Here is a 12558-nt window from a genome sequence, read left to right on the forward strand (position 1 = left end):
ATGGCCCCGCCGATCCTGAAACTCGACGATATTTTCTTAAGCTTCGGCGGCTCGCCGCTGCTGGCCGGCGCGAACCTGCAGGTCGAGCCCGGTGACCGCATCTGCCTTGTCGGCCGCAACGGCTCAGGCAAATCGACCCTGATGAAGATTGCGGCCGGCCTTGCCGAAGCGCAGAGCGGCGAGATCTTCCGCCATCCGTCGGCGACCATCCGCTATCTCGAACAGGCCCCGGATTTCGGCAGCCACCAGACGGTCGAGGCCTATGCCATGTCGGGCCTCGGCCCTGGCGACGATGCCTACCGCGTCACGTATCTGCTCGAACATCTCGGCCTGAAGGGCGACGAGAACCCGGCCAACCTCTCCGGCGGCGAAGCGCGCCGCGCAGCCCTTGCCCGCGTGCTGGCGCCGGAACCGGATATCCTGTTGCTCGACGAGCCGACCAACCATCTCGACCTCAACACGATCGAATGGCTGGAAGGCGAACTCACCCGCAGCCGCTCGGCCATCGTCCTCATCTCGCACGACCGGCGTTTTCTGGAGAAGGTTTCCAACGCCACCGTCTGGCTCGATCGCGGCATGGCGCGCCGTCTCGACCGCGGCTTTGCCCATTTCGAGGAGTGGCGTGACCAGGTTCTCGAACAGGAAGAGCTGGAACAGCACAAGCTCGGCAAGGCGATCGAGCGCGAGGAACACTGGCTGCGCTACGGCGTGACCGCACGCCGCAAGCGCAACATGCGCCGGCTGGGTGAACTGCAGACCATGCGCAAGGACTATCGCGGCCACAAGGGGCCGCAGGGGACGGTGCAGGCGAGCGTCGCGGATGCGCGCGAATCCGGCAAGCTCGTCATCGAGGCGGAGAAGATCACGAAGGTCTATGGCGAGCGCACAATCGTCGCGCCCTTCTCGATCCGCGTTCATCGCGGCGACCGTATCGGCCTGATCGGCCCGAACGGCGCCGGCAAGACGACGCTTCTCAAGATGCTGACGGGCCAGATCGAGCCGGATACGGGCACGGTGAAGCTCGGCACCAATCTCGACATCGCAACCCTCGACCAGCGCCGCGAGGACCTGAACCTCAACGACACGCTGGCGCATTACCTGACCGACGGGCGCGGCGAAAACCTTCTGGTCAATGGCGAGCAGCGCCATGTGACCGGCTACATGAAGGACTTTCTCTTCCAGCCGGAACAGGCCCGCACGCCGATCCTGCAATTGTCCGGCGGTGAGCGCGCCCGACTGATGCTGGCGCGCATTCTGGCGCGGCCGACCAACCTGCTGATCCTCGACGAACCGACCAACGACCTCGACATCGAGACGCTGGACCTGCTGCAGGAACTCGTGGCCGGCTTCAACGGCACGGTCATTCTCGTCAGCCACGACCGCGACTTCCTCGATCGCACCGTGACCTCGACCATCGCCCCCGCCAATCCGGATGCGCCCGACGGCCGCTGGATCGAATATGCCGGCGGCTATTCCGACATGCTCGTGCAGCGCAAGGGACTTGAGGCCGAACGGCGTCAGGCCGAGGCGAAGAAGGACAAGCCGAAGGACGACGCCCCCGCCACAGCTACGCCAGAGAAAGCCAAGGGCAAGCTCTCCTACAAGCAGAAATTCGCGCTCGAAAACCTGCCCAAGCAGATGGACGAGGCGGAGAAGAAGGCTGTCAAGCTCGAAGAGAAAATGGCAGACGCGAACTTCTTCACCAAGGACCCCGCCGGCTTCAGCAAGACCGCCGCCGAGCTCGAAAAGCTGCGCAACCAGATCGCCGCCTGGGAAGAAGAATGGCTGGAACTGGAAATGCTGCGGGAAGAGCTGGAGGGGTGAAGCGGAGGCCTCATTCGTTCAAGCTTGCACAAATTTGGTTCGCTGGTTAGGCTGATCCCCAACGAGCGGTAGCATTCGGAGCGCCCCCTCATCCGGCCCTTCGGGCCACCTTCTCCCCAAGGGGAGAAGAGGGAATGCGCCGCAGCGTTACCGGCCTCTTCTCCCCTCGGGGAGAGGTCCGCCGAGCGAAGCGGAGGCGGGGTGAGGGGCGGCTTGCTCCAACGGAAATGGGAAGGGCAAACAAGCATGACCATGCAGTTTCAAGGCACCGACACTTACGTCGCCGAAAAGGACCTGATGATTGCGGTCAACGCCGCGATCCGGCTCGAGCGGCCGTTGCTGGTCAAGGGCGAGCCGGGCACAGGCAAGACGGAACTGGCGCGGCAGATCGCGAGCGGTCTGGGCTTGAGGATGATCGAGTGGAACATCAAGTCCACCACCAAGGCGCAGCAGGGCCTTTACGAATATGACGCGGTCTCGCGGCTGCGCGACAGCCAGCTCGGCGATGAGCGCTTCAACGACATCTCCAACTATATCCGCAAGGGCAAGCTCTGGGAGGCCTTCTCGTCGGACGAGAAGACCGTGCTTCTGATCGACGAGATCGACAAGGCGGATATCGAGTTTCCGAACGACCTCTTGCAGGAACTCGACCGCATGGAATTCCATGTCTACGAGACCGGCGAGACGATCCGCGCAAAAGTGCGCCCCATCGTCATCATCACGTCGAACAACGAGAAGGAACTGCCGGACGCGTTTCTGCGCCGCTGCTTCTTCCACTATATACGCTTCCCCGAAGCCGAGACGCTGATGAAGATCGTCGATGTCCACTATCCCGGCATCCGCCAGGATCTGGTGCGCGCGGCGCTCACCCGCTTCTTCGAGATCCGCAACGTGCCGGGCATCAAGAAGAAGCCCTCGACCTCGGAAGCGCTGGACTGGATCAGACTTCTGGTGGCGGACGATATCGACCCGGCCGATCTCTCCGCTGACGCCAAGACCATCCTGCCGAAACTGCATGGCGCGCTTCTGAAGAACGAGCAGGACGTGCACCTCTTCGAACGGCTCGCCTTCATGTCGCGCCGGGAGAATTGATTCTTCGTCAGGTTAGGGTTAAATAGGTCTTGGAATTCGTGGTGATTTGCCGGCCGGCTTGCAGCCACGTAAAAGAAGTCGCTAAAATGGGCCCAGATGACAGTTCTGTCTGGAACCGGTAGCGATTTCGCCGCCGGTTTTTTGCGTTTTGGAAGAGAGAAGACCATGCCGATCAAGATTCCCGATGGATTGCCCGCCCAGGAAACCCTTGTCAACGAAGGCGTGCGCGTGATGACGGAGGCTGTGGCCATCCGTCAGGACATCCGCCCGCTTCGCTTCGGCCTGCTCAATCTCATGCCCAACAAGATCAAGACCGAGTTGCAGTTCGCCCGCCTGCTCGGCGCGTCTCCGCTGCAGATTGAACTGACGCTCGTCCGCGTCGGCGGCCACAAGGCGAAGAATACGTCGGAAGAGCACCTGCTTTCCTTCTACGACACGTGGGAACAGGTGAAGGACCAGAAGTTCGACGGTTTCATCATCACCGGCGCGCCGATCGAAACGCTGGAATTCCAGGACGTGACCTACTGGAACGAGATGGAACAGATCCTCGACTGGACGACGACGAATGTCCACTCGACCATGAACATCTGCTGGGGCGGCATGGCCGCCATCTGGCACTTCAACCGCGTGCCCAAATACACGCTCGACCACAAGGCCTTCGGCGTCTACCGCCATCGCAACCTGGCGCCCGCCTCACCCTATCTCAACGGCTTCTCGGATGACTTCCAGATCCCCGTCTCGCGCTGGACGGAAGTGCGCCGCGCCGATATCGAAAAGGTGCCTGGCCTCGAAATCCTGATGGAATCGCCCGAGACCGGCGTCTGCATCGTGCATGAACGCAAGTGCAACCGGCTCTATGTGTTCAACCACATCGAATATGATTCCACGACGCTGGCGGATGAATATTTCCGCGACGTGCAGGCAGGCTCGGCGATCGAAGTGCCGCATAATTACTTCCCCGAAGATGACCCGGCCAAGAAGCCGCTCAACCGCTGGAAGAGCCACGCCCATCTGCTTTTCGGCAACTGGATCAATAACATCTACCAGACCACGCCCTATGACATGGCGAAGATCGGTGAGGTGGAGCACAACCCCGGCTACTGATTCATAGGCAAAAATTTTTAGCTGACCGAGGAATGAATTCCTCATGTCAAAATCCTATGTTATGATTCGTCTAATTTCGAAATGCTCTGTCAAGGGGGCGACGCTCAAAACTGAGGAACTGGTTATGGCTGATCACGATGCGCGAGCGATAGCAAATGAATTTTTGCTTCGGCGAGCAGACGATGCTTGGCCGAGACAGATGTATATTCAGAAACTCTGCCATATTGCAAATGGCTGGAATTTGGCGATTAACGGCGAGCCTTTGATCCGAGAGTTACCTGAAGCATGGGATAACGGCCCTGTATTCCGGTCCATTTGGGATCACATCAAATCTTTCGGATATCGAGGAGAATATAATACTCTTGTAGATCCGAAAACAGATTCTGTCATACGTGAGAATATAACGGAAGATGAGCAAAAAGTGATTGACAGGGTCTGGTCGAAGTACGGCCACCTCGGCGCTTCTACTTTATCAAAGCTTACACATGAGGCGAACTCCCCTTGGGAAAAGGCTTACTTTTCGCGCGGAAGAAACGCAAATCTAAGCATGGAAGATATTCGAGAGCACTACATCGATCTGGCACTGGCAGGACGTGGCTAAGAGACCCACTCATGTAAGTCTTGAAGACTTGGAGAACGCGCCGCTAGCTCTTGCGGACACGACGACTCCGTCCAGTGTCAACGATGACCAATGGCGCGAGCGATTTACAACAGTTGCGGAGGAAAAGTCGCAACTGTTAGAGGAGCAGCTCCGTCTCAAGGAACAAATCAGTGAACTCAAGCAGAAACTGAATACAAAAAGTATTCTAGATGAAATGTTAAAGCCTTACGCCGGTAAGGCCTTTTGGTTTATGTGCTCGTATGCATCTTACGTTGGAATAGTTATTCTTATGAATGGCTTCGGATGTTTCCATACACCGATCCAAGAGTCCGTAATGCAATTCCTTGTCGGCTCAACGGCTGCCACTGTAATAGGTCTGGTGGGCATGGTGTTGACCGGGATATTTGTGGGGGCACGGAAGTAATTGTTCATCCCCTTCTTCCTCGAGCTGAAGGCCGCGAAGGTTCCCGTTTCGCTTCGGGAATATCTGACGCTGCTGGAAGGCATGGAGACGGGGCTGGTCGATTTCGATGTCGAGGGCTTCTACTACCTCTCCCGTGCCACGCTGGTGAAGGACGAGCGCTTCATTGATCGCTTCGATCAAGTCTTCGCGCAGGTTTTCAAGGGCCTCGAGGCCGTGTCCGGCAGCGCCGATGCCGTCGATCCCACCGATATTCCCGATGAGTGGCTGCGCCGCATGGCGGAGAAGTTCCTCACCGAAGAGGAAAAGGCGCTGGTCAAATCGCTCGGCGGTTTCGAGGCGCTGATGGAGACGCTGAAACAGCGCCTCGCCGAACAGCAGGGCCGCCATCAGGGCGGCAACAAATGGATCGGCACAGCCGGTACCTCCCCCTTCGGGGCTTATGGCTATAACCCGGAAGGCGTACGCATCGGCCAGGACAAGTCGCGCAACCGGCGCGCCGTCAAAGTATGGGACCGCCGCGACTTCAGAAACCTCGACGACAATGTCGAGATCGGCACACGCAACATCAAGGTCGCGCTGAAGCGCCTGCGCAAATGGATCCGACAGGGCGCCGACGAGGAACTGGATCTGGGCGGCACGATCCGCTCCACCGCCGAACACGGCTATCTCGATGTGAAGACGCGACCTGAGCGGCGCAACGCGGTCAAGCTCTTGATGTTCTTCGATATCGGCGGCTCGATGGACGATCACATCAAGGTGGCGGAAGAGCTGTTTTCGGCGGCGAAGTCCGAGTTCAAGCACATGGAATATTTCTACTTCCACAATTGCGTCTATGAGGGTGTGTGGAAGGACAACAAGCGCCGCAGGGTTGACGTGACTTCGACCTTCGACGTCATCCGCACCTTCGGCTCCGATTACAAGGCGATCTTCGTCGGGGACGCGGCGATGGCGCCTTACGAAATTTCCCATCCCGGCGGCTCGGTGGAGCACTGGAATGCGGAAGCCGGCGCCGTCTGGCTCGACCGGCTGACCAGCCATTTCACCAAGAGCGTCTGGATCAACCCCGTGAAGGAAGAATATTGGGGTTACAGCCAGTCCACGCAGATGCTGCGCACGCTGATGAACGGCCGCATGTATCCCCTGACCCTCGGCGGGCTGGAAAACGCCACCCGCGAACTCTCTCGATAAGCTTTCAAGACATAGAGGACATACCATGGACGCTGAACTGTTCGGCAAGACGGCCAAGGGCGAAGACGTGCACCGCGTCACCATTTCCGGCGGCGGGCTGACCGCCCATGTGTTGACCTGGGGTGCGGTGATCCAGGACCTGCGGCTGGATGGCCATGACGCGCCGCTGTCGCTGGGCTTCGAGAAATTCGAGGATTACCCGCTGCACTCCTCCTATTTCGGCGCGACGCCCGGCCGCTGCTCCAACCGCATCGCGGAGGGCAAATTCACGCTCGACGGCAAGACGATCCAGCTGGAGAAGAACGAGAAGGGCATCGGCCACCTGCATGGCGGCTCGGACGGCATTGCCAAACGCATCTGGACGATCGAGGCGCTGGCGGCCAACTCCGTCACCTTGAGCATTGTCGATCCCGATGGCCGCGCCGGCTATCCGGGCAATGCGACGATCAAGGCAATCTTCACGCTCAAGGACGGCGGCTGCCTCTCGATCGTCTATGAATCCACGACCGACGCGCCGACCCCGGTGAATATCTGCAATCACAGCTATTTCAATCTCGATGGCGGCGAGAGCATCATCGACCATGAACTGCAGATTGACGCCTATAGCTACCTGCCGACCGATGCCGCGCAGATCCCGACCGGCGAGACGCCTGACATCGCCGGCACAGGCTACGATTTCCGTAGCCTTCGACCGATCCGCAAGGTCGAGAACGGCGAACAGGTGCTCTATGACCACAATTTCTGCCTCTCGAAGGAACGCGTCGCCAAGCGCAAGGTCGCGACGCTGAAAAGCCCGAAATCCGGCGTCTCCATGGATGTGCTGACAACGGAGCCGGGCGTGCAGGTCTATGCCGCCTTCAAGCTCGACGTCCCCGTCCCCGGTCTCGGCGGCCGCCACTACGGCCCCTATGCAGGCCTTTGCATGGAAACGCAGGTCTGGCCGGATGCCGTCAATCACGCGAGCTTCCCCAACGCCATCCTCCGCCCCGGCGAGGTGCTACGGCAGGAAACGGACTACGTTTTCAAGAAGCACGCCTGATCGGGGACGACGATGGATGAAGCAGCGGCGAGCAGCGGCAGTCTGAAAAAACCCGGTAGCCGCGACATCGTCGCCGGTCTTTCCGTCGCTGGCCTGCTGCTTCCGGAAGCCGTGGCCTATGCAACGATCGCCGGCCTGCCGCCTGGCCGCGCGGTCTATGCGGCCGTGGCCGGCTGTTTCGTCTATGCATGGATCGGCCGCAGCCGTTTTGCAGTCGTTTCGGCGACCTCATCGTCTGCCGCAATCCTCGCGGCCATGCTCGCCACCTTTCCGGGCGATGCCGCAACCAAATCGGTTCTGGCGACGCTCGCCATCGCCATTGCCGGTCTCGTCTTTCTGGCCGCCCGGGCCTTTCGGCTTGGGCTCCTGACCGGCTTCATTGCAAGGCCCGTGCTGCGCGGCTTCGCCTTCGGCCTTGCGGTGTCCATCATTCTGCATCAATTGCCTTCGATTACCGGCGTGCCGGTGAAAGCGGACGACATCTTCGACTTCATTGCCGGACTGGTGAAGACCATCCCGGAATGGAAACCGGCCGGCCCGATTGCTGCGGCGCTGTCACTCGCCGTCCTGTTCGGCACGCGCCGATGGCCGCTCTTTCCGGCTGCCTTTGCCGTAGTGATCGTTGGGGCAAGCCTGTCACTGGCATTCGACCTTCCCCGCTATGGACTCAAGGAGACGGGACTCTTGTCCCTGACGCTGGAATGGCCGCATTGGCCAAACCTCGCGCTGGCCGACATCTCGCGCCTGATCCAGCTGACATTGCCTCTCGTGCTGATCCTCTTTGCCGAAAGCTGGGGGACGATGCGGGCGCTGGCGCTGCGCCACGGCGACACGATCGAGCCGGATCGCGAACTGGCAGCGCTCGGCCTATGCAACCTCGCCGCAGCGCTCGTTCAGGGCATGCCGGTGGGTGCCGGCTTTTCGGCGGGCAACGCGAATGAGGCTGCGGGTGCTGAGAGCCGCTGGTCGAGCGTCATTGCCGCCGGCGCCCTGGCCGTGCTGGTCGTGATCGCCTCCGGCCTGATTGCCCATCTGCCCGAGGCCGTGCTGGCCGCCATCGTGATTTCGGCGCTCGCCCACGCACTCGACCCCTCGCCGCTCATTCGCCTCTGGAAGATCGACCGAGATCAGTGGATTGCGCTCGCTGCCGCCGGCGGCGTGCTCGTCTTCGGCGTGGTCAACGGCATGTTGCTGGCGGTAGCCTTTTCGGTCGCCGCGCTGATGAGCCGGCTGGCACTGCCGCAGATTGCCCGCCTCGGACGCCTCCCCGGCACGCACGACTTCGCCGATATCGCGCGCCATCCGGAAGCGCAAGTGCCCGAACATGTCGGCATCTGGCGCCCCTCCGAGCCGCTCTTCTTCGCCAATGCCGAGCGGACGCTCGCCACCATCGCGACAGAAGCCGAGAGGGACCCAGCGATAAAAGTGGTAATCCTCAGCCTTGAGGAGACTTTCAATCTCGACAGCACGGCTCTGGAAGCCATCCAGGAAACCGACAAGCGGATCGCCGCTAACGGCCGCACATTTCTCCTCGCGCGCGCCCGCGACCCGGTGCGCGATATCCTGACCGCCGCCGGGGCTGACAAGCTCGTCGGGTGGGCATATTACAGTGTCGAGGACGCGGCCGAGGCCGCGCGCCAGATCGTCACGCAAGCCATTTCGAGCCGGATTCCGGAAACGATTTAGTTTCCGCATTCGCGCAAAACAAAAGATAGAGCACGTCCCATGGGTCATGATTTCGAACCCCGACTCCACCCTGTGCTGATCGCCGACCTGCGTCCGACCCAGATGACGGTCGGTATGCGGGAGGTCTATCGCAAACGCCGCGAATGGCGCGACATGTCAGAACATGAGGACCGCGATTTCCTCGGTGCCCATATGCTGCCCGCTGTCATCGGCCCCAAGGAACGATACTGGATCGTCGATCATCACCATCTGGCGCTGGCCCTGCACAAGGAAGGAGTCAAGCGCGTGCTGGTCTCCGCCATTGCCGATCTGAGCGCTCTGAGCAAGGACGAGTTCATGACCTTCATGGACAATCGCAACTGGCTGCATCCCTTCGACGGCGAAGGCGAGCGACAGCCTTTGAAGGCACTGCCGAAGCGGATCTGGGACCTCAAGGACGACCCGTTCCGCTCGCTTGCCGGCGCCGTGCGCGAGGCCGGCGGCTATGCCAAGGTCGCAACACCCTATACCGAATTCCTCTGGGCCGATTTCTATCGCCGCCGCATGAAACGGCCGGAAACCGACGACGAGTTCGACGATGCGGCCGAAAAAGCGCTGAAACTGTCGCGCAGCAAGGATGCCAAGCATCTGCCCGGTTGGGTCGAGGGTGGCTAGAGCACGTCCAGCAAAAGTGCTTAAGCGGTTTTGCGTCCGGACTGCGAAAAACAAATAGATAGAGCACGTCCAGCGAAAGTGGAAACCGGTTTCGCGTCTGGAACTGCGCAAGACAAGGACAAAAAACCGGCCCGCATCGCTGCGAGCCGGCCTCTTTCATTCATATAGCCTGCATTAGATGCTGAGGCAGAGATACTTGATCTCGGTATAGTCGTCGATGCCGTACTTGGAGCCTTCGCGGCCCTGACCCGACTGCTTGACGCCGCCGAACGGTGCGACTTCCGTGGAAATCAGGCCGGTATTGATGCCGACCATGCCATATTCCAGCGCTTCGGCCACGCGGAAGATCTTCGAGACATCCTTCGAGTAGAAATAGGAAGCAAGACCGAACTCGGTATTGTTCGCCATTTCGATCACGTCGTCTTCCGTCTCGAACTTGAAGAGCGGCGCGACGGGACCGAAGGTCTCCTCGCGGGCGATCTTCATGTCGGTCGTGACACCGGTCAGAACCGTCGGCTGGAAGAAGAGGCCGCCACGTGCATCCGGCTTGCCGCCGAGCTTGACGGAGGCACCCTTGGACAGCGCGTCGGAGATATGATCCTCGACCTTTTCCATCGCCTTCGCCGTGATCAGCGGACCGGCATTGACGCCTTCTTCAAAGCCGTCGCCGACCTTGATCTGCGAGACGCGTGCAGCAAGTTTTTCGGCAAAGGCATCATAAACGCCCGACTGGACATAGAGCCGGTTGGCGCAGACGCAGGTCTGGCCGTTGTTGCGATACTTCGATACGATCGCGCCTTCGACGGCGGCGTCGAGATCCGCATCGTCGAACACGATGAACGGCGCATTGCCACCAAGCTCGAGGCCGAGCTTCATGATCTGGTCGGCCGCCTGACGCATCAAGATGCGCCCGACATTGGTCGAGCCGGTGAAGGTGAGCTTGCGGACCTTGTCGTTCTCGGTGAATTCCTTGCCGATGGAGGAGGAATCCGTGCCTGTGACGACGTTGAAGATGCCGGCCGGAACGCCTGCGCGTTCGGCAAGGATCGCCAGCGACAGCGCCGAAAGCGGCGTTTCGGCAGCCGGCTTCGAGACCATGGCGCAACCGACGGCAATGGCAGGGGCCATCTTGCGGGCGAGCATGGCGTTCGGGAAGTTCCACGGCGTGATGGAGGCCACGACGCCGACCGGCTGCTTGATGATGATGATCCGCTTGTCGCCCTGGTGGCCGGGGATCGTGTCGCCATAAACGCGCTTGGCCTCTTCGCCGAACCATTCGACATAGGACGCGCCATAGAGGATTTCGCCGCGCGCTTCCGGCCAGGGCTTACCCATTTCCATGGTCAGGATCGTCGCCAGATCGTCGGCATTGGCGACCATCAGGTCGAAGAGCTTGCGAAGAACGGCAGCGCGCTCCTTGCCCGTCTTCTTGGCCCACGCCTTCTGCGCCTTGTAGGCGGCGTCGACGGCGCGGGCGGCTTCCGCACGGCCCATGTCGGGCAGCGTGGCGACATGTTCGCCGGTCGACGGGTTGGTCACGTCGAAGGTCTTGCCGCTATCGCTCTTCGCCAGCCATTCGCCGCCGATGACGGCCTTGTCGGTGACAAGGCTCGCATCTTTCAGCTTGGCAATCAGCTTGTCTGAAATCGCCATAAATTCACGCCTCCTTCGCGCATTCGACGAGAGTGGTTTCCAGAATGTCGAGCGCTTCGGCGAAGACATCGTCCGGAATGGTGATCGGCGCCAGGAAACGGATGACATTGCCGTAGACGCCGCAGGTGAGCAGGATCAGGCCCTTTTCGAGCGCCTTTTCACGCACCTTGTTGGTGAACTCCGGGCTCGGGGTCTTCGTTCCGGCGACGTTGAATTCGACGGCATTCATGAAGCCCGGACCGCGAATATCCGCGATCTGCGGAACTGACGACGACAGCGACGACAGGCGCTGCTTGAGGCGATTGCCGAGCTGGGTGGCGCGCTCGCAGAGGTTCTCGTCCTTGATGACATCGAGAACGGCAAGACCGGCAGCGACACCGATCGGGTTGCCGCCATAGGTGCCGCCGAGGCCGCCGGGGCCGGGCGCATCCATGAGATCGGCGCGGCCGGTGACGGCTGCAATCGGGAAACCGCCGCCAAGGCCCTTGGCCATGGTGGTGATGTCGGCCACGACGCCATGATGCTCCATGGCGAACAGCGCGCCGGTGCGGGCAAAACCGGTCTGGACTTCGTCGGCGATCAGCACAATGCCGTATTTGTCGGCGATTTCGCGCAGCTTGACCATGAACGCGCGCGGAACCTCATAGAAACCGCCCTCGCCCTGAACCGGCTCGACGATGAAGGCGGCAACGCGGCTCGGATCGACATCAGCCTTGAACAGCTTTTCCAGAACGCCGAGCGAATCCTCGACCGTCGTGCCATGCAGCTCGACCGGGAAGGGAACGTGGAAGACATCCGGCATCATCGCGCCGAAGCCGACCTTGTAGGGCTGGACCTTGCCGGTCAGCGTCATGCCCATGAAGGTGCGGCCGTGGAAGGCGCCCGTGAAGGCAATGATGGCGGAGCGGTTGGTGGCGGCGCGCGCGATCTTCACGGCGTTTTCGACCGCTTCCGCACCCGTCGTCACGAAAATCGTCTTCTTCTTGAAATTGCCCGGAACGGCATCGTTCAGGCGCTCGGCCAGTTCGACATAGTTCTCGTAAGGCACGACCTGGTGGCAGGTATGCGTGAAGCTGTCGAGCTGCGCCTTGACGGCCTCGATGACGCGCGGGTGGCGATGGCCGGTGTTGACGACGGCGATCCCGGCCGCGAAGTCGATGAAGCGGCGGCCCTCGATATCCCAGATCTCGGCATTCTCTGCCTTCTGGGCATAGACCTGCGTGGTCACGCCCACGCCGCGCGAAATGGCATCAGCCCGGCGGGCCGCAACTTCGGTATTCTGCATCGTCGTCT

General features: G+C 60.7%; 10 protein-coding genes and 1 riboswitch. Of the genes, 8 read left to right on the forward strand and 2 right to left on the reverse strand.

The window, feature by feature from the left end; translation table 11 throughout:
* The 8 genes from LQK83_RS11365 to LQK83_RS11400 all read left to right on the forward strand — a co-directional run bounded on the left by LQK83_RS11365 (position 1) and on the right by LQK83_RS11400 (position 9612).
* Positions 1-1824 (forward strand): ABC-F family ATP-binding cassette domain-containing protein, encoded by a 1824-nt coding sequence (locus tag LQK83_RS11365; RefSeq protein ID WP_230837523.1) that lies wholly within the window; start codon positions 1-3, stop codon positions 1822-1824.
* 252 nt (positions 1825-2076) lie between these two features.
* A complete protein-coding gene (locus LQK83_RS11370; RefSeq protein WP_230837646.1) occupies positions 2077-2916 on the forward strand; it encodes an AAA family ATPase in 840 nt (279 codons plus the stop codon).
* Between the two features lie 28 nt (positions 2917-2944).
* Positions 2945-3022, forward strand: a riboswitch (SAM riboswitch).
* A gap of 59 nt (positions 3023-3081) precedes the next feature.
* Positions 3082-4020 (forward strand): homoserine O-acetyltransferase MetA, encoded by a 939-nt coding sequence (gene metA / locus LQK83_RS11375; protein ID WP_230837524.1) that lies wholly within the window; start codon positions 3082-3084, stop codon positions 4018-4020.
* A gap of 124 nt (positions 4021-4144) precedes the next feature.
* Positions 4145-4621 (forward strand): Panacea domain-containing protein, encoded by a 477-nt coding sequence (locus LQK83_RS11380; protein WP_230837525.1) that lies wholly within the window; start codon positions 4145-4147, stop codon positions 4619-4621.
* A 424-nt stretch (positions 4622-5045) separates the two neighbouring features.
* A complete protein-coding gene (locus tag LQK83_RS11385) occupies positions 5046-6233 on the forward strand; it encodes a vWA domain-containing protein (protein ID WP_230837526.1) in 1188 nt (395 codons plus the stop codon).
* Positions 6234-6258: 25 nt separating this feature from the next.
* Positions 6259-7272, forward strand: coding sequence for an aldose epimerase family protein (locus LQK83_RS11390; RefSeq protein WP_230837527.1), 1014 nt, complete (start codon positions 6259-6261; stop codon positions 7270-7272).
* A 12-nt stretch (positions 7273-7284) separates the two neighbouring features.
* On the forward strand, positions 7285-8958 hold the full coding sequence (locus tag LQK83_RS11395) for a SulP family inorganic anion transporter (RefSeq protein ID WP_230837528.1): 1674 nt from the start codon (positions 7285-7287) through the stop codon (positions 8956-8958).
* 39 nt (positions 8959-8997) lie between these two features.
* A complete protein-coding gene (locus LQK83_RS11400; RefSeq protein ID WP_230837529.1) occupies positions 8998-9612 on the forward strand; it encodes a ParB-like protein in 615 nt (204 codons plus the stop codon).
* 174 nt (positions 9613-9786) lie between these two features.
* Here the strand turns inward: LQK83_RS11400 and LQK83_RS11405 are convergent, their stop codons facing one another.
* Positions 9787-11265 carry an NAD-dependent succinate-semialdehyde dehydrogenase gene (locus tag LQK83_RS11405; protein ID WP_230837530.1) on the reverse strand — a complete coding sequence of 493 codons (1479 nt, stop codon included), beginning with the start codon at positions 11263-11265 and terminating at the stop codon, positions 9787-9789.
* Positions 11266-11269: 4 nt separating this feature from the next.
* Complete coding sequence (locus LQK83_RS11410) at positions 11270-12550, reverse strand: 4-aminobutyrate--2-oxoglutarate transaminase (RefSeq protein ID WP_230837531.1); 1281 nt, start codon at positions 12548-12550, stop codon at positions 11270-11272.
* Between the last annotated feature and the right edge of the window lie 8 nt (positions 12551-12558).

The organism is Rhizobium sp. C1 (assembly GCF_021026335.1).
In the GTDB taxonomy this organism is placed as follows: Bacteria; Pseudomonadota; Alphaproteobacteria; order Rhizobiales; family Rhizobiaceae; genus Ensifer_A.